The organism is Ktedonobacter racemifer DSM 44963, assembly GCF_000178855.1.
Taxonomy (GTDB): domain Bacteria; phylum Chloroflexota; class Ktedonobacteria; order Ktedonobacterales; family Ktedonobacteraceae; genus Ktedonobacter; species Ktedonobacter racemifer.
In genome coordinates this window covers 134597-152778 of the sequence record NZ_ADVG01000001.1, presented here as the reverse complement: position 1 = coordinate 152778, position 18182 = coordinate 134597, and the positions used below count along the sequence as shown (strand labels likewise).

Genomic DNA, 18182 nt, shown 5'->3' with positions numbered 1-18182 from the left:
TTGACATGAAGCTGTTGGCTTCTTGACAATTAATCTGTTGATCAAAAGATGCTCTTCCTTAGTAGGATAGGTGTTTTCCCAGGAGGAAACTATGGCAGTCGAAGAACACAAGAAAAACGATGAAGCAGCAATCCAAAGACTCCTAGACGATTGCATCAGATCGCTTCATGACAAGAACATCGAAGGCATCATGTCTCTCTACGCGCCGGAGGTCGTGTCGTTCGACATCGTGCCCCCGCTACGATACATAGGAGCAGATGCATTCAGGAACGTTTGGGAAGAGACGTTCTCGTCGTTCCAGGGTCCGATAGGCTATGAAATTCACGACCTGTCTATCACTGTGGGCGATGATGTTGCATTCACCCACAGCCTCAACCGGATAAGCGGAACCATGAACACTGGGCAGAAGACCGATCTCTGGCTGCGTTGGACCGCCTGCTTCCGTAAGATCAACGGCAAGTGGCTGATCGTGCACCATCAGAACTCGGTGCCTGTCGATTTGGAGCATGGCAAAGCGGTGCTCTCCCTCAAGCCATAGCCATTGCATAGGATGTTTCGGCAACAGCCTCGTCCTCAGTCAAACATCTTGTTGACAGGGAGAGATGTGGCTCCACTTCTCTTGACTTATCTGGCGTATCCAGATGCGCAGAGTCGTGGAGGACACGTCGCTCCTGAGAACTGAGCAGTTCAAGCACATTATCGCCGGTAGCTAATGTTGTCGAAGATTGAACCGTGGGAAAGCCACGCAGCAACGTGCGTAAAAAAGCCATCTAGAGGGGCTCACGCGCCTCGGATACTATTCCCTTGAGCATCGCAGCCATCTCCTCGGCACCTTCATCGAGAAAGAGGCGCTGATACCCTGCGCTCTGCGCTAGTGTGAGCGCTTCTTTTCATATGAGAGGTCGCCAGCAGGAGCAGGGCCGTTCCCTGGTTGGTGCGATCATCCCCGGCGCTGCCGAGGACCTGGCGCATGAGCAGAACTGCCTGTTCCAGGTGGCCTACCCCAAGCGCAAGATAGCCTTGCTGGAGAAGCGCACCACGCCTGGCATAACTCCTCTCGGAGGGGACTGGATTGAGCTTCCAGGCTTCGTGTATGAGCTGTCGTGCCTCGCTCATCCTGCCCGCGACAAGCGCAGCCATGCCAAGCAGAGCCAGGGCAAGACCCCGCCAGAACCGTTCCTCGTCCGGCAACATCGTGAGCGCTGATGTCGCGCAGCGGACCATAGTCGTGTAATCGTCCACGTGCTTGCTCAGGAGGGCGTGCAGCGTCAATACTTCTCCCAGACGAGGCAGGTTGCCAAGGGCTTGCAAACACTGTTCGGCCATCTGGAGATACTTCTCAAACTGTGGCTTTAAGGCTGAGGTACGTCGCTGCGTCGTGAACAACAGCACCATGGCATAGGTTTGGCTGAGCGTAGGTGATTCACGCAGGATCTCTTCAGGAAACTGTCTGAGCCAGCGCAAAAAGGTATGCCATTCCTGGTGGCGCAAAAAAGGTTGTGACTCAACAATACGTGTCATCAGCGCGGCAGCTCGTGTCAGTTCGCGCGCACTTAGCGCAGTCTCAACTGCATCGTAGAGATCATTGCGCAAGCGTTCCCCAACATCTAAAAGAAGCATCTTCAGACGCCACCGACCAGGCGCAAACTCGGCCGGTAATGTCCGAGAATAGTCCCATCAATTTTTCTGAGCTATACCCCATGTTGGGACTGGTGAATTCGGCTGTGGAATAAAAGTCGAACTTTTCCTGGAGAGTCCACACAAGCGCCACAAACGCTTCAATAAGAGAAATAACCTCTTCCAGAACAGCAAAAGTGTTGCTTGGAATTATGAGACTCAAGGGATGTGCAACGAGTTAATGAGATCCCTCGACCTTTTCCTCCTTTGGCCCATATTCTTTTCGCTGGCTTATTTCGCTGCTCACAGGGGCAGGATTGCGTGGCATCAACAGGAGCAGACCGAGGAGAGAGGCGGCGCAGAGGACTGCAGCCACTAGAAATATTCCACTGCCATGTAGTCGTTCATAGAGTGCGCCAAACAGGTTGGTGCTCGCCCAGGTACCCAGTCCGAAGCTTGTGCCATAGAACAATGTCTGCCCCGTTGTCCGCAGGTGAATTGGCACGTACCGATCGATAAAGGTCACCGCGGCGATATAGAAGCTAGCAAACGAGACGCCATGTAGCAGCGTGAAGGCGAATAGTACGCTATAGTCCGTAAAGATCGCATAGGCTAGCCAGCGCACAACCGCCACACTCAAACCGATCAGCAGCAGCCATTTAACGCCTAATCGTTTCATCATGATGCCGGAGAGCATCATGGTCGGCAGTTCGCTCAGGCTTGCCATTCCCGATGCCAGGCCGATGGCCCTGGTGCTCACTCCAAGCCCACGCAGGTAGAGGCCAAAGAAGGTATTATAGGCGGCGAAGGTACCATAGCCCACCATACAGAGCAGCAGGAACAGAAGCAGCGTGCGATCTTGAAGCAGTACCATCAGCTCACGCCTTTTCACATGTGCCATGCTTACCTTACTCTGGGCAGGCACGAAGAAGCTGGCGAGAAAAGGACCACAAAATACGACGGCTAGCAGCAGGAACAGCGCGGTGATGCCAACTTCATTCAGAACGCTCCCCGCCACAATGGCCGCGACGAGAAAACCAATAGAACCATAAACGCGGACCGTTCCATAGCTGCCACCACGCTGGCCGATCCATTGAAGCGTAATAGCATCGGCCAGCGGAATTACTGGACTGAGTGATATTGCCAACACAATAACACATAGGAGTAGCACAAGAAAGGAATGAGCCGTCAGCCAGAGCAGAAGCGAGGTAATTACCGCGCCTAGTAGCGTTACGATCAACAATTGTTTACGCCAGCTATAGCGGTCGCTGAGCAAACCCCATATTGGTGGCATCACCACGCCCGCCAGAGGAAACATCGAGGCGGTCAAACCTATCTGTGTACCAGATAGTCCAACGGCTCCTAGATAGAGACCGAGGTAGGGCAGGTAAATGCCCATTGCGGAAAAATAGCCGAGGTAGAAGAGTTTCATGCTCCAAGGTCCAGCAAGCACACTGGAGAGTCGGTCCCCTGATAGAACCAGTTTGTTGAACATACGATAAAAACTTTCCATATTGTTTTAAATAACGTTTGATTTAGAACAACCAGACAGCAATGAGCTATCATAGCGTGACCGGGCTGTATGATCTATTGGACACGCAGAACGCATTCTGTCAGAATGGTCATAAATTCGCCACTTTTGGCGCTTTACCAGAACTCCGTCAACTTTGATGATCAGTGTTCGCTTGCTAAGAGCGCACTCTGCTCAGTTGGTTTCCCACTTCTGCATCCACCACTCCACATGAGGCATTCCAGAACGCGCTCCAGCATGCAAAACAGCGGTTACATCCAGTGGAATATGGCGCAGATCAATGCTGAGGCGACCGGATTCAAGGTTGAGCGTCCCGTACTCAGCCCAGTGAACATGATGGTTGCTGGTCAACTCTGGACTTCCTGCATTGACGCCAGGCAGCCCTACACTGCAGATTTTCTGTAACTGGTAGCAACCCTATTGCATGGAAAAGGTCTGGAATAAGAAGGCTAATATGTCACTCTCCTCTTCAATGATCTTCGCAGTTGGTTTCCCCATTCCATGCCCAGCCTTCAGTTCAAAGCGCAGCAAGATCGGATTCTTTCCCTGGTATGCGTGTTGGAGTGTCGCGGCAAACTTCCAGGCGTGGGCAGGGACAACGCGATCATCCGTATCCGCTGTCATAATCAAGGTCGGAGGATATTCAACCCCTTCCTTCACGTTGTGTAATGGCGAGTACGCGTACATGAATTTAAAATGCTCTGCGTTGTGCTCGGCATCACCATACTCTGAGATCCAGTAGCGCCCGACAGTGAACTTGTGGTAGCGCAACATATCAATGACTGGCACGCGGCAGATGACCGCTCCATAGAGCTCAGGGCGCTGGACCATGCTCGCGGCGACAAGGAGCCCTCCATTGCTCCCGCCTTCAATAGCGATGCGGGTGGAATTACTATATTTGTTCTCAATCAGCCACTCAGCAGCCGCGATGAAATCATCGAAAACGTTCTGTTTCTTCTCAAGCATTCCAGCCTTATGCCACTCTTCGCCGTACTCGTTGCCACCGCGCAGGTTTACTGTTGCGTATATCCCTCCACGCTCAACCCAGAGCAGTGGGGTGATGCCAAAGTTGGGCGTCAAACTGATATCAAAACCACCATAGCCGTAGATCAGAACGGGATTATTGTTATTAAGCACAAGCCCTTTCTTATGGGTAAGGAACATGGGGACACGTGTGCCATCCTTTGAGGTGAAAAAGACCTGCCGGGTCTCATATCCAGATGGATCAAATGTATGTGGTGTCTCCCACAACGGTTTCAATTCGTGACGTTCAAAGTCATAACGAAAGACGGTTGATGGGTAGAGAAACGAGGTAAAGCTTAAAAAGAGTTCATCGTCATCTGGCTCGCCACTTATACCCATGATTGAGCCGAGGGTGGGAAGCTCGATTTCACGTAAGAATGTGCCTGTTTTGTTGTAGAGCTTCACTTGGTGGTGCGCATCATGCATATAACCGAGCACAAACTGCTGATTGACGATCAACGCAAAATCCATCACGTCACTCTGTTCAGATACGATTTCACGCCATTGTGTACGCTCTGGCTTTGTTGTATCAATTGCGATGATTCTTCCTCGAGGAGCATCCAGGTTTGTTTGGAAGTAAAATAGCGCTCCATCATTTCCCACAAAGGTGTAGCTTGCATCGGCCTCGTCTAGCAAGCGTATGAAGGGCTCATCGCTCGTTACCTCTCGGTAATAGATGCGATTCTTCGGATCAGTTCCGCACCACACGTTGAGAAGCAGATAGGCTCCGTCGTTTGAGATGAACGGTGAAAAGCTTAACTCCTTGGCTTCTGGCCGTTCAAAGACGAGTTGATCTTCTTCTTGCTGGGTACCAACCTTGTGCCAGTAGACCTTACTATAGTTGGTCTGATCCTCTCCAGGTACTGTCCCCGGTTCTGGCAATCGATTGTAGTAGAAACCCGTGCTATCATGTCTCCACGCGATCGAGGCGAACTTACAGTATCGAATCACTTCATCATAGTCGCGGCCATCGTCCACACGGCGAATGCGAATTTCCTGCCAGTCACTACCACTCTTCGACGTTCCATACGCCAGTAACTTCCCATCCTCGCTCATCGCTTGATTGGTAAGGGCGACTGTGCCATCTGCGCTGAGAGCATTGGGATCAAGCACGGCCTTCATATCCGCGCGCAGAGCAGATTGAGTATAGAGCACATTTTGATTCTGCAACCCCGTGTTCTTAGAGAAGAAGTATCTCTCTCCCTTCTTGTATGGAGTTGAGTAGCGAGAATAATTAAAGAGTTCACGGTAGCGCTGCTTGATCTGGTCTCTATCCGGAATGGCATCTAGGTATGTGCGGGTAGCGCTGTGCTGCTCCTGAACCCAGGCCTGTGTTTCCTGAGTCGATACCTCCTCTAGCCACCGATATGGATCGGCGACAAGGGTTCCATGATAATCTTCAACAGTATCTTCACGACGAGTAGCTGGTTGCAAAGTTGTACTCCTTTACATGAAAGCGCATTCGCGGCATCGAATTACGCGTGTATTGGGCACTTGTTGCCCCTTTGGCCTCGTTGAAACAAGGCAGGTATACACCCTACCACGAGTTCCTCACGTCTATGTCTCGTTCCGTCCAACGCCTCCTGACACTGAAAAGGATACCATATTCCGGCGCTTGCGCCTGCTTCTCCTGCAGTTTTTCAAAGCCGGAGAAATGCACTTCTCGTTGGGGACCATCATAGTGATCCCAGCCAATGACCTGTCCCATTTTTCCTCCGGCAGCAGGAGCCAGATCAAGGCAGTAGACATAATCAGAACCATCGCTTGCGAAATCGATCCATCCTGGATGCCAAAAGACTGGCTGAATGTCTGCTGCAGACAACACGGAAGGCTTGACTCCTGGTGCGCGATCGTTGGATTTACCTTCCTGCCAGGCAAAGCGTTTGGAGTCCCATATCCGCGTGATCGAATGCAGATCAAAAAATTGAGACATCTCGTCAATGCCATTCATGAACGAGCTACATCCGTTGTGGATGCGATAGGAGGTTTTAAAATCTTCAGGGAGGTCCTGATCAAAGAGGTGTTCCGCCTCCAAAAGCCCTTCCTCAGTGCATCCTGGCAGATACGTTTTCCAAGCAAGGGGAGCATGCTGTAAGAACCAGGCTTCAATTCGTTCCCAATAGTGCGTGACAAGCATGAGAGAACCATCCTTTCATCTCTTCTATCCTGAGGTAATCCATGCTTAACGTACCAAGTTCTCCTCGTGTTTTCAAGGTTTTACCCCCAAGAGGTCACTGCAAAAATACGTATCCTATGTGTTGAGTAAGCTCTGCTCATTCATAAGAAGAGAGAATGGGTTAAACGCCCGAGTGGGCCTCAGCTAAGCGCTCTTGCTATGTGCTCGACGGCCGTGCGTATGGCTTGCGGTTCCACACCCGCGTAGCCGAGGACCAAGCCGCTACGTTGCGGAGGAGCAAGGTGGTAGGCCGAAAGCGGCGGAGTATCGACTCCCTGGCGTTGAATATGTTGGCTGGCGAGACGATCGCCCCTGCGTGGCGGCAGCCAGCCCACGACGTGTAAGCCGGTTGATAGGATGGCCTCGCGCAGGCCGGCGTAGAGCTGGCGAAAGAGCGGTGTCGGCAACTATCGATCCAATACAAGACAGAGAGAAGCGACAATAGAGGCAGATTGTGTCAAGGCCTTTCCTTTCCTGGTGGTATGCACAGATGCAGCATTGGTCCTCTCACTTTAGCACAAAATGGCCCTGGTGGGGAGATCAATCTTAGGGTACCATACTCTTACCAACATCCCGCATGAGCATGCGAGGGAAAGGTGTCAGAAAACACATCTACATATCCCCTTTCGTATAAGCGTAGATACCCGTTCTTTCAGTTTTTTGGGAAAAAGCACACGGAGGTTCTCATGAATACTATGTTAGAGTGCGTACTTGCGGTCCTCTCCACCACTCCAGAGCGTTGGCAGCGGCTGGTCAGTACGCTTCCCGGTGAGCTCCTGACGCGTCCGCCAGCCGCAGGGGAGTGGTCGGCACGCAGTTGCTTACAGCATTTGGTGGATGCGGAACGGGTGCTCTTTCCTGTGCGCTTCCGCGCTCTTCTGGCGGGCCAGGACTTCAGCGATTTTGATCCCAACGAGCCACACCCAGATCTTGCTACTCAGACGCCTGAACAGCTTGCGGCTGCGTTTGCACAGCATCGTCAAGAAAGTCTTGTCCTGATTCAGCAAGTGAAGGATGAGGATCTGGAGCGGACTGTCCAGCATCCGAAGTTTGGTACGGTTACCCTGGCAGAGTTCCTTCATACATGGGCGGCGCACGATTTGAATCACACTATCCAGGCAGAGCGGGCGCTCATGCAACCCTTTATACTCGGCTGTGGCCCCTGGAATTTCTTCTTCCGGGATCACGAGATCTCTGCCCCCGACAAAGAAGTGTGATCGCTAGCTTTTCGCGATCCTCTTTTTAGGGCTTGAATTCCTTTCATACATAATCAGGAGAGTGTCACATGGTCAGTATTGATAAGCTCACGCCATCCGACAGGGCTGACTGGGAGGTCCTGTTCCGCGCCTACATCGACTTCTATCAGCGGGTTGAGCCACCCGAGATGTACGACCGGGCGTGGCGCGAATTCCAGGTGGATACGAGCCTGCACGCCTTCGGTGCAAAGCTGGATGGCAGGCTTGTCAGTATCACCCATTTCCTCGTCCATCCCAGCACATCGGGACCGGATGTCTGCTATTTACAGGACCTCTTCACCGCCTCGGACATGCGCGGAAAAGGCGTGGCTCGCGCGTTGATCGCCGCTGTGGTCGATTGGGCCAGGGATCACGGCTGTTGTCGTGTGTACTGGACCACCCAGGCATCCAACACCACGGCACGGTACCTGTACGATAAGGTGGCCGAGAACCGTGGTTTCATCCGGTATCAGATCGAACTGCCGCGTTAGTGCAGCCTTACAGACGCTACCTTGTAGGGTTCATGCCGGCATGAACCCTACGCTTCACACTACGCCGCAACATTCTTCACGTCATTGGGCAGTTCTTGTGGCGAATAAAAGAGAGACAAAACAAGCTGAGCCCTCTTTAAAGGGAGGGCATGGCACATTCTAAGCACATCTTTCCCACTGGCTGGTCATATGCACATGGGAGGGTGCGACTCAACATTTTGCAAACTGCTTTGGACGACAGACTGCTCCACGTTTCCAGGGATGATGGGCAGAAGGCCGCGAAGTGCCGGGAATCATCGCAGGAAGACCAGGAGGAAGAAGAGAGGACAATGGACCTTTGGGGACAGCCTCAACAGGCTTGCACTCCGTAGAAGCGGAGAGGGTGTTGAGTCGTTGTGCGGCCCGTTGACGGCGCTGATGCTTACGCTCTTTCGACGCTGAGAGCTTGCCAGTTGCCAGGTTTCCTGCCACCGCTCATTACAGATCCCATTGCGCAATGCCAGCATGGGATTCACATTGTGGCGCTCCCAACGCATCCCTGGCCCTTTGAGGCGCCTTTCTACCACGAGTTTGTTGGCGCTCTCAACCATGCCTGAGCCAAGAGGCCATCCTGCCTGTCGAAAGAGAAGATACTGCATCTGTGAGCATCGCTTCTGCAAGTAGCCCAGATGCTCTCGAACCTCTGGCTGGGAGACCTCTTCCTCGCTTAAACCAGCAGCCATCTTGGCTAAAGCCGCCGGTCCCCGCTCTTTGAGCACGTGCAGACACCGTTGCAACAGATTTTCAGGAAAGCACGTTCCCCACGCACTCAGCGCTTCCAGCAGCTTCGCTACATGTTCTGCGGCATGGGGAAAATCCAGAATACGCACCGCATCTGGCCGATGCATGTCGATCATCCCTTGCAACCACTCAGCCCCATCCATCACCGCGCACACCTCTTGGGCCTCAACAAGATGGCGTCGGCGGGTTTCGACCTCTGCCAGATCAGTAAAGGTTGCGGCATCACTCAAACGGGAGAAGTAGGACAACTTGCCAACATGCACCATCGCTGCGGTGGCGTTGGTGGCACCAGTCGCAGGAACCTCTCCAATGGCCAGGGTACGCACCTCAGCCCATTCTCCCCCAACCAAAGGGACCATCGCGCCATCGGCACTCATGGCCAAGCGAAGGGCCTTGAATCTCATGATGGCCTCTTGCTTGTCAGGAAGATGGGCCTCTTTGGTTTGGACGTGCTCCACATGTTTGCCAGCCTGCTCGGCTACCGTCTGCGGGCCGTTTCCCCACTTACATAAACGCCCAGCAGATCGCTGAGGATGCTGCTGGCATGCTCAAAAGGCATGACACTTGCCAGATGGACGAGATGTTCCTGTTGCCTGGGAGCCAGTGATCCAGGAAGCAACGCCAATTCTTCATCGAGGGGGAAAAAAGCTTTCCCCGCACTTGGGACAGGTTCCATAGGTTCGCGTGAGGGTCACCGATTCTCCCCCATTGCCTTGCAAGGTTCGTGAACGTTTGCCTCGTGCTTGTAATGACACGTGACAGGTGGGGCAAGTCGGTGCTGGCTCAGAGCGGTCTCTTCCCCATTCTCGACTGCTGCTCTCAAGAGCTGCATCTTGCAGGAGCTGGGCTTCTAACTGGACCATACGCCGATGAACTTCATCTTCAATTTCCACAAAGGTGGCTTTGGGGTGAGCTTTGCGCCATTCTTTGACGTCAGATAAGACCTTTTCACTCATACTGAGCCATTCATTACGTTCCATGGCTTGCTCCCTACTTTTTCTTTTGCTACGACGATCTTACCTGCTTTTCTTTTTCCTGTCTATCCCTTTTGCAAAATGTTGAGTCGTACCCCATGGGAGGGTGAGCGTCATCTTTTTGCAATGGATTTGGGACGACAAGCCAACACTCGTTTCCATGGATGATGGGTTGAAGGGCGTGAGGAACCAGGTAAGGTGGCAGCAGGTGCCATTGGACGAGGGGGAGGGGGAAGTGGCTTGGGAGTAGGGGAACGAAAGCGAAGGAGCGAGAGCATCAAGGAAGAGACCATCTGCTCAAGACGAGGTGTCGCTCGCTCGTTGCGACGCTGCTCCCGTTGACGGAGTTGCTCCCGCTCAATCTCTTGCCAGCAGAGATCCCATCGCTCATTACAGACGGCGTTGCGTAAGGTGAGCATGGGATTGACATGACTGGGCTCCCAATGCATACCTGCTCCTTTGAGGCGGGCTTGCACCACCACTTTATTGGCGCTTTCCACCATCCCTGACCCAATCGGCCAGCCTGCGGCTTGAAACTGGGGATACTGCATCAAGGCTTCGCGTTTGAGAAAATAGCCGACCTGTTCACGCACCCCTTCCTGTTGGGCGATCTGAGCTGGTAAACGAGCAAGCAGCCAGATGAGCAAACGGGGACCTCGATGTTTGAGTCGATGGCAGGCACGCTCCAGCAGGTCGTCAGGCAGAACGAGGCCGGCTTGTTGGAGCGCTTGGATGAGCAGATGGAGATGCTCTGCTGCATGAGGAAAATCCAAGATGCGCAACGCTTGGGGACAGTGGAGATCGAGGAAGCCCTGCAACCACTCGGCACCATCAGTGACTGCTCCGATTTCTTGAGCCTGCCGGACCCCTCGCTCTCGCATCTCCACATCAGCCAAGGTCGCAAAGGTCTGAGCATCACACATGCGAGAAAAATAGGAGAGATGACTGACCGTGACCTCTTGTGCTCCAGCCGGACTGGTGGAGGGTTCGACTTCTCCAAAAGCCACCGTTCGAACCTCTGCCCACTGCCCTTTGAGCAAAGGCACATAGGCCCCATCGGCGCTGATGGCCAGGCGCTTGGTAGGCTTGCTCACAGATGGTGACGAGGCGAAAGGTTCCGAGGCCAGAACCGTTTGCACCGCCAGGGCCAAGGCACCTGCCTGCTCACTCTGTCGACGCGCGCTCGCTTCACTGACCTGAACCCCGAGCAGACGTTGCATCATCTCAGCAGCTCGCGCAAAAGGCATCCAGCTCGAAAGATGGACCAGATGCTCGTGTTGCAACGATGTCAAGTTCCTCCCTCTTGGGAGAGCTAACTCCTCATCGAGGGGGAAAAAGCCCTGTCCCACACGTGGGGCAAGTTCCGTACGTTCTGCTGAGCGTGATCTCTTGTCCTCCTGCTCCTTGCAGACGGCGGGGTCGTTTCCCACGGGCTTGCAGTGGGGTGCCACACACGGGACAGATGGGGCGCTCTTGGGCTGAGGTACCACTCCAGTCACGTTGCGCACTTGCTTGAGCTGCATCTTGAATCACTTGGGCTTCCAGTCGACTCAGGCGCTGATGCACTTCCTGTTCAATCTCACGTAAGGTCACCTTGGGATGGTCTCGCCGCCAGGCTTTGATATCAGTGAGAATCTGTGCGCTGAGTTGTTGCCAGCCTTGATCAGTCTCTTCGCTCATGTTTTTCCCTTCCCCTCTTGAGAATGAACACATCTTCGCAGAAGAGGGGGCTTTTGTCTAGCCCAATTGCAAAAACATGACGCTCACCCCCCATGGGAGTAGCTCTTGTGAATTTTGCTGATGGCTGCTATACTCTAGTTACCTGTTCAGCCAATGATGCCTTTGTATTGTTTCAGGCTGGATGCTCATTCAGCCAATTAGGAAAGGAGACAAATTGTGTTAGCACATGTTTTAGAGCATGGGCAGCAATACACGATGTGCCTCCTGGCCTTGCACACCCAGCAGGATATCGTGTAACAGAGCCACTATCAATCTTCCTCTTTTGCTGCACCACCTCTCTGTGCTCTTTCTGATCATTCTTACTCCGTGCGAGCCACACCTTTTCTTCGGATCGAACGAACGCTTGAAGACGTTCTTCTTGCTCGATTTGAGGGGAGTGAGCGTTTTTTTGCTCGCTCGCCTGGAGAGAAGTTACATTCCAATCAAGCTGAATGGGCTGGATCATCATGCGTGTAACAGAGACACATTTGGAGGTAAACCAATTGGCGAATCAGCAACATCTTGACCTTCTCAAACAGAGTGTCCACACCTGGAATCAATGGAGGCAAGAGCATTCGGATATTCGGCCTGATCTCAGCGGCTCCGATTTAGCCTGGGCTTGTTTGAGCAATGCCGACTTGAGCGGAGTAGATCTCAGCGGCGTAGACTTCACCTGGGCCGATCTCTATCGGGCCAACTTGATCAGAGCCAATCTCAGTCAAGCCAATCTCAGCGGCGCGGACTTGAGCGGCACCCATCTTTGTCGCGCGAACCTGTGTGGGGCAGACCTCAATGGGACGTTGCTGTATCGAGCAAACCTGCGCGATGCGGACCTCAGCGAGACGAATCTGCAGAAGGCGGTTCTTGAAGAGACCGTGCTGAACTGAGCATGGCAAAGGAAGGATAGTATGGCAAAAGAGCGAGATGACATTCTAGTCGTTGGGGAAGTGGTTGAGGTATTTCCCAACGCCTTGTTTAAAATCCAAATCGATGAGCAGCATCATGTATTGGCAGTGCCTGCCGGACGTTTGCGGCTGTCAAATATACGTCTTGTGGCGGGTGATAAGGTGCGAGTTGCGCTCTCGCCCTACGACCTGACACGAGGCCGGATCACCTGGCGCATCAACGAAGGTCGTGGTCCCCGCTAAAACACAACCGAACTTGGCCAGGCTTTCAGATTTTTCTGAAAGCCTGGCCAAGTTCCTTCCCGTGCGATACCCTAGTATTACAACGAGACTTTACCAACGCAGCCCCTGCAAGTGGGCAAGAAGCCGCTTCCGATGAGAGCAATAGGCGGCGTAGTTGTGGCGTTGCTGATAAGAGATCAACGTCAGGACTGCAGGCACATCCAGCACAGGTTGGGGCAAGACAACCTGCAAGAGCAAGCGTACCTGAGCGACGCTCAGTGGCAGAGAGGCATGCGCGTCCAAGCTGGGCACCTCATCTGGGGTGGGCAAGGGACGCGTAGTCGCCGGGCGCAGGATCCCCCTCTCTCTGGTTCAGGTGTTGTTGCCACCGAACCAGGAAATGATGGGCGAGAATGACCATGGTCATGTGATGGTGCCACCCGCGCCAGAATCGCAGCTCGTAGTGGTCCATGCCCAGTTCCCCCTTGCATTCGGCAAAACAGGTCTCGATGGGCCAGCGCATCCCACTCACGCGCACAAACGTGGCAAGCGGCGTCTCTGGAGGAGCATTGCTCAGATAAAATTTCCATTCCGGCTCCTCTGCCGAACCGCTCACTTTGCGCCGGATCACGACCCAGATTTCTGGGCCTGGCAGGCGATCAAGCGGCAGGATAGCGCGAAGGACGAGAAAATCGGCAACCAGCGGGCCTTTGTGTCCCTCTAGCAATCTAAACCGTTGCCAGCGCGAGGCGGGCCACTGTTTGGCCAGTTCCTCCACGGTCACTTTGGCGGGGGAGTCGGGATGCAGGCGGGCGCGTCGGGGAGCAGGTCCTTTGCGTGAAGAGACCTGAGGCCGAACCCAACTGCTCGGAAGCGCTCGCTTCGTTTGCCCGTCCGTTTCCAGGAGCGGCCAGACCTTGGTGTCTCGCGGGATCTCGGCCAGATACCACAAGCCCACCGCATCCAGCCGTTGCAGGAAAGCAGGGGAGTCGCCGTACCCTTCGTCACAGGCGACCCACTGGGCTTGGAGACGACCCGAAGCCCTGATGCCCTCGACCAGCTGCGCCGCTAACTCATGCTTCGTTTGAAAGGTGATCTCATCGGGAATCTGGCAGTCCTGCCACCGCGTTTGGTGGTCCTCAGCGAACCAGGATTCCGGCAGGTAGAGACGCCGGTCAAGTAAGGTGGCTCCCTTGCGACTGGCATAGCCTACGAAGACGCCGGCCTGGCAATTGTCCTTTTTGCCGGTGTGCCCGCACCATTGAGGCGCCACGCCTGCTGAGTGATCCCCATGTTTGGGAAAGTCCGAGCCATCCACGATGAGCACCCCATCCGCTTCGCCGAGCGTCTCGTTCACCAAGCGCTGGTGTTCGGCCAACAGCGCGTCATCGTCCCACTTGCCCTCTCCAATGAATTGTTGGAGCGCGCGCACGTGCCGTTCCGCATGTGGCCCCACCCCTAACAGGCGCAGGGCCATCGCTTCGACATTCTTCCGGGGAACATTCGTGGTGAGCAGCCCGCGCAAGTACAGCGCCGCCCACTCGCGCTGCTCACGTCGGTAGAACAACGGAGCGAAGTGCTGGTGGTAAGCCACCAGTTCTTCGGCCAGAGAAGCTACCTCTTCCGGAGTCCATTCCTGCACCGCCAATTGGCCCGTAAGAAGCGGCTGATCGGCGGTGACATCGAGCATAAAAGACATCGGATTTCACCTCCAGGAACAAACTTCCTTTCAGTATACCCTAAAAAGTCTCGTTGTAATACTAGCAGAGCGTATTCCGGTAATGCTTCAGTACCTATTTGTTATTCATATGTCTTCCCATCGTCTTCTTGCCAGAGCCTCCTCATCTCCTCACTGGTTGCGAGCAGCTCGTCTAGTCTTCCTTCAGCGTCGACATGGCCATCCTTGAGCAGGATGATGTGATCGGCACGTTGCAGGGTGGCGCGTCGGTGCGTGACGACCAGGCAGGTCGTATCTTCGCGCTCAAAGATGCGTTCCCAGAGGGTGCGTTCGGTTTCGACGTCCAGCGCGCTGGAGAGGTCGTCGATTACCAGCAACTCGGCGCCGCGCACCAACATACGCGCCGCCGCCGTGCGTTGCATCTGTCCCCCCGAGAGCTTGACGCCGCGAGTACCCACTGGTGTCTCCAAACCTTCCTCCAGTGCCTGCACATCGCGCTCTAAAACAGCGCCCCGCACGGCAGCGGTCAGGACCACAGAGTCGTCTGGTAGCCCTAGAAGGATGTTCTGCCTGAGCGTCTCGCTGAACAGGCGTGGCACCTGCGCCGTGTATGCCGCACGGGGCGGCACAAAGAAGGCAGCCGCGTCCTCCACGATGTCGCCGTTCCAACGGATCTCGCCTGCCTCACTGGGCAGCAGGCCCAGGAGTGTCTGGAGAAGCGTTGTCTTGCCCGCGCCGACGCGCCCTGTTACCACCGTCAGGGTGCCACGCGGCAGGCAGAGGTCTACCGCAGAGATACCATGCTCCGACTGCGGATGGCGATAGGTTAGCCCTCGCGCCTCCACGAGGAATAACCTATCAGTCACACTGCGCGCTGGGGGCGGGACCTCGGGCAAAGGTCCGCGCAAGTGCAGCGGGGTGTGCTCGACCAGTGCCGTGGGCGGCGTCTCACCCAACAGGGCACTCATGCGTGTAAAAGCGACGCCGGTCTGCTGGTAATGGGCGATGAACTTGCCAAGGCTGGAGGTAAAGCCGGCGATAAAGCTCAGGTAGGCGACAAAGAGGGCAAAGTCACCCACTGTCATACTATCGCCGTGCAAGCTGCCAGCAGCCAGCAGCATGATCAGGCCTGTGCCTATGCTCACCGTGTTCTCGGTGATGGCGTCCAGGGCCTGTGTCGCCAGGCGATCTGCCAGCATCGCTGTCCGGCGCTGCTCATTCAGTCGGCGGAAGCGCGCCAGGATTCGCTCTTCGGCGCCCGTGGCCTGCACGGTCTGTACCGCCGCCAGGATATCGCCGATGGCGCCAGTGACCTGGCTGGTGGCCTGGCTACTGGCTTCACGGTAGCGACCGAGCTTATTGCTCGCCCAGCGCGCGACGATTGTCACGACCACGAGAGGCAGCGTAGTAATCAGGGCCATACGGGCGTCGATATGCAGGAGCACTAGAAATGCCACTACGGCGAACAGGCCCGAGACCGTAATCTCGTCGCTCCAATCTACAGCATCTTCACCCTGATAGGCATCGTCGCGAAAGCGACTGATGGTCTCGCCGATGGAGTAGGGGAGCGCATTGGCTCCTGGCCGCTTCAAGATGTGTCGCAACAGGTTGCGTCGTAGTAGCCCACTCATCGTGAAGCGCATCATAATTTCAACAAAACCAGCGGTGAGCAACAAGGCCACACGGCACACGGCGATCACTACCAGCAGTATGATCAGTCCCGCCACCCCACCAGGCAGGTGAGCCTGTCCGGTGAGCGTATCGAAGAAGAAGCGAGCGATCAGGCCCACCAGCAGCGCCGACATGTCGAAGGTGCCCCATAATGCCGCGTGCAGCAGGTAGAGCCAGGGCCGATAGCGAACCATTTGCATCAGGTAACGCCAGGTTGGGAGTTGCTTCATTGATAGACCTCCTCAGTGACAACGCTTAACAAGCCTGCAAAGCGCGAGGTGGGATCGGCAGCGAGGGCCAGTCGTGGCCCGTACTCGCGTACCTGCCCGTCCTCCAGGACAAGGATGTCATGAGCGTATGCGATAGTGGCCAGCCGGTGGGCCACGATGATGCCGGTTCGACCTTCAAGTAGCCGCTCCAGTGCTGTATGTACCAGCCGATCCGTGGCCGGGTCCAGGCGCGAGGAGGCCTCGTCCAGGATGATCAGATCTGGATTGAGCAGCAAGATGCGGGCGCACGCCAGCACCTGGGCCTGTCCGGAGGAGAGCCCTGCCCCATCGGGCAAGAGCTGGGTATCCAGCCCACACGGCAGTTCTTGTAGCCAGTTCCCCAAACCCAGGGTATCCAACGCGGCGCGAATTTGCTCATCAGGCACACTGTCATCAAAGAGGGTCAGGTTGTCGCGTACGCTGGCATGGAAAATGTTTACCTCCTGCGTGACCAGGCCAATGCGCGAGCGCAATGCCGAGAGATGAACCTCCCGCAGGTCCACGCCACCCAGGCGCACTGTACCCGCCACAGGATCGTAGAAGCGCAGAAGGAGCCGCGTCAGCGTTGTTTTCCCGCTACCCGTGCGTCCCACCACGCCCAGCACACGGCCCGGCGCCAGTGACACGTTAACGCCACGCAGGACTGGCGCATCCTCCGCATAACTAAATGAAACATTCTCGAATTCCACCGCCAGCGGACCTGGCGGTAGTGCCACGCCAGGGCCATCGATCACGCGTGGCCTGGTATTGAGGAGCGCCTCGACACGCGCCATGCTGGCGTCCGCCTGTTGTAGATCCTGTACTTCGTTGCGGATCTGTTCGGTCGGCTGGCGCAGCATCTCGGTACACTGAAAGATCAAGTAGACCGCGCCAATGGTCAGTGTGCCGGATGTAAACAGCATGGCGCTTAGGGCGAGCGCGGCCGCCGTGCCCAGGGCAAACAGCCCCTGGCTGGTGGCGCCCAGGCCATAGCCCCACATCTGTGCCTTACGGGTGATGGCCAGCCACGAGCGCATCACCTCGGCACAGCGGCGCAGGACAAACGCACCTGCCCCGCTGGAGCGGATATCTTGCAAACCAGACAGGTATTCACCCAGAAAACCATAGAAATCAGCGCTGGCCTGGCGCTCCGCGGCCCAGGAAGGTGTGGCAACGGCGCGGATGCGCAGCATACCCGTCAGGGCCAGCACCACAAAGACGCTCATTCCCAGGCCTACCCGCCAGTCCACGTGATAGAGTAGACCGAGGACGCCTATCAGCAAGATGCCGTTGCCAAGCACATACACCACAAAGCGGGAGAAGAAGCGAGCCAGGGTAGCGACATCACCATCCACCCGCTCGATTAACTCGCCCGGCGTATGGGCCGTGTGAAAAGAGGCATCCAGCCGGAGCAGGTGAGCCACAAGGTCGGCACGCAACGCGTTGGTGGCCGTCCAGCTCACATTTTCGGCCACGTAGGTCTCGGCGACAGCCAGGCCCTGCCCCGCCAGCGCCAGAACCATAGTCAACAGCGCCAGAATAATCAGGTTACGCAGATCCCCGCCGGAGGTCGCCTGGTCGATAAAGTAGCTTGCCACTAATGGTGTCGCTACCTGTACAGAGATGGTGCCAACCAGGATCAGGGCCAGCAGGACCATGCGCAGCCACTGGGGGCGCAGATAGCGGGCCAATAGCCGCCAGTAACGATTTAGAGCATGAAAGAGGTAAGTGGTCAGGAAGCGCCAGTAGCGTCTTAACTGAACGTATATCAAACTTGTTTCTTCCTTTCGCTCAAGAGCGTTGAGGTGCGCGTTGCAGAACATGAGGATACACGGTATGCGCGTGCAGCATGTTCAATGCGCGATATGAACAGAGGATAGCCTACAATACGGGAAGGCTATGTATGGTGGGG

Annotated in this window: 17 protein-coding genes and 1 pseudogene; 5 read left to right on the top strand and 13 right to left on the bottom strand. The window is 55.3% G+C overall.

Going from position 1 to position 18182, the window contains the following annotated elements; all coding sequences use genetic code 11:
• Positions 1-91: 91 nt before the first annotated feature.
• Positions 92-538, top strand: coding sequence for a YybH family protein (locus KRAC_RS00705; RefSeq protein WP_007903721.1), 447 nt, complete (start codon positions 92-94; stop codon positions 536-538).
• Here the strand turns inward: KRAC_RS00705 and KRAC_RS00700 are convergent.
• From KRAC_RS00700 to KRAC_RS00675, 7 genes are all read right to left on the bottom strand, one after another.
• On the bottom strand, positions 528-770 hold the full coding sequence (locus KRAC_RS00700) for a hypothetical protein (protein WP_007903720.1): 243 nt from the start codon (positions 768-770) through the stop codon (positions 528-530). The two genes, KRAC_RS00705 and KRAC_RS00700, sit on opposite strands and share 11 nt — an antisense overlap.
• 64 nt (positions 771-834) lie before the next feature.
• Positions 835-1620: a hypothetical protein gene (locus KRAC_RS00695; protein ID WP_007903719.1), complete on the bottom strand. Its 786-nt coding sequence runs from the start codon at positions 1618-1620 to the stop codon at positions 835-837.
• A 235-nt stretch (positions 1621-1855) separates the two neighbouring features.
• On the bottom strand, positions 1856-3112 hold the full coding sequence (locus KRAC_RS00690; protein ID WP_040441661.1) for an MFS transporter: 1257 nt from the start codon (positions 3110-3112) through the stop codon (positions 1856-1858).
• A gap of 210 nt (positions 3113-3322) precedes the next feature.
• Positions 3323-3499 (bottom strand): hypothetical protein, encoded by a 177-nt coding sequence (locus KRAC_RS70500; protein ID WP_007903717.1) that lies wholly within the window; start codon positions 3497-3499, stop codon positions 3323-3325.
• A gap of 66 nt (positions 3500-3565) precedes the next feature.
• Positions 3566-5605, bottom strand: a complete 2040-nt coding sequence (locus tag KRAC_RS00685) for a prolyl oligopeptidase family serine peptidase (protein ID WP_007903716.1) — start codon at positions 5603-5605, stop codon at positions 3566-3568.
• A 103-nt stretch (positions 5606-5708) separates the two neighbouring features.
• Entirely contained in the window at positions 5709-6308 is a 600-nt protein-coding gene (locus KRAC_RS00680; protein WP_007903715.1) for an SMI1/KNR4 family protein, read from the bottom strand.
• A gap of 179 nt (positions 6309-6487) precedes the next feature.
• Positions 6488-6754, bottom strand: a complete 267-nt coding sequence (locus tag KRAC_RS00675) for a hypothetical protein (protein WP_007903712.1) — start codon at positions 6752-6754, stop codon at positions 6488-6490.
• Positions 6755-7033: 279 nt separating this feature from the next.
• Between KRAC_RS00675 and KRAC_RS00670 the strand changes: the two genes are divergently transcribed.
• Positions 7034-7564 carry a DinB family protein gene (locus tag KRAC_RS00670; RefSeq protein ID WP_007903711.1) on the top strand — a complete coding sequence of 177 codons (531 nt, stop codon included), beginning with the start codon at positions 7034-7036 and terminating at the stop codon, positions 7562-7564.
• A gap of 68 nt (positions 7565-7632) precedes the next feature.
• On the top strand, positions 7633-8073 hold the full coding sequence (locus KRAC_RS00665; RefSeq protein ID WP_007903709.1) for a GNAT family N-acetyltransferase: 441 nt from the start codon (positions 7633-7635) through the stop codon (positions 8071-8073).
• Positions 8074-8283: 210 nt separating this feature from the next.
• Here the strand turns inward: KRAC_RS00665 and KRAC_RS00660 are convergent.
• Both KRAC_RS00660 and KRAC_RS00650 read right to left on the bottom strand, forming a co-directional pair.
• Positions 8284-9685, bottom strand: a pseudogene (locus KRAC_RS00660) (ISKra4 family transposase).
• Positions 9686-9940: 255 nt separating this feature from the next.
• Complete coding sequence (locus KRAC_RS00650) at positions 9941-11350, bottom strand: ISKra4-like element ISKra2 family transposase (RefSeq protein ID WP_007903706.1); 1410 nt, start codon at positions 11348-11350, stop codon at positions 9941-9943.
• Between the two features lie 699 nt (positions 11351-12049).
• On the opposite strand from KRAC_RS00650, the gene KRAC_RS00640 reads away from it, so the two are divergent.
• Positions 12050-12433, top strand: a complete 384-nt coding sequence (locus KRAC_RS00640; protein ID WP_157506241.1) for a pentapeptide repeat-containing protein — start codon at positions 12050-12052, stop codon at positions 12431-12433.
• A 21-nt stretch (positions 12434-12454) separates the two neighbouring features.
• The gene (gene infA, locus KRAC_RS00635) at positions 12455-12694 is read left to right on the top strand and encodes a translation initiation factor IF-1 (protein WP_007903704.1); all 240 of its coding nucleotides are present in this window, start codon (positions 12455-12457) and stop codon (positions 12692-12694) included.
• A gap of 90 nt (positions 12695-12784) precedes the next feature.
• On the opposite strand, the gene KRAC_RS00630 is transcribed toward infA, so the two are convergent.
• From KRAC_RS00630 to KRAC_RS00615, 4 genes are all read right to left on the bottom strand, one after another.
• Positions 12785-12985 (bottom strand): hypothetical protein, encoded by a 201-nt coding sequence (locus tag KRAC_RS00630; RefSeq protein WP_420795772.1) that lies wholly within the window; start codon positions 12983-12985, stop codon positions 12785-12787.
• A gap of 1 nt (position 12986) precedes the next feature.
• Positions 12987-14372: an IS701 family transposase gene (locus KRAC_RS00625; protein ID WP_007903699.1), complete on the bottom strand. Its 1386-nt coding sequence runs from the start codon at positions 14370-14372 to the stop codon at positions 12987-12989.
• 101 nt (positions 14373-14473) lie between these two features.
• Positions 14474-16252 carry an ABC transporter ATP-binding protein gene (locus KRAC_RS00620; RefSeq protein ID WP_007903697.1) on the bottom strand — a complete coding sequence of 593 codons (1779 nt, stop codon included), beginning with the start codon at positions 16250-16252 and terminating at the stop codon, positions 14474-14476.
• Positions 16249-18042, bottom strand: coding sequence for an ABC transporter ATP-binding protein (locus KRAC_RS00615; RefSeq protein ID WP_007903688.1), 1794 nt, complete (start codon positions 18040-18042; stop codon positions 16249-16251). Before KRAC_RS00615 ends, KRAC_RS00620 begins: the two co-directional genes overlap by 4 nt.
• Positions 18043-18182 lie beyond the last annotated feature (140 nt).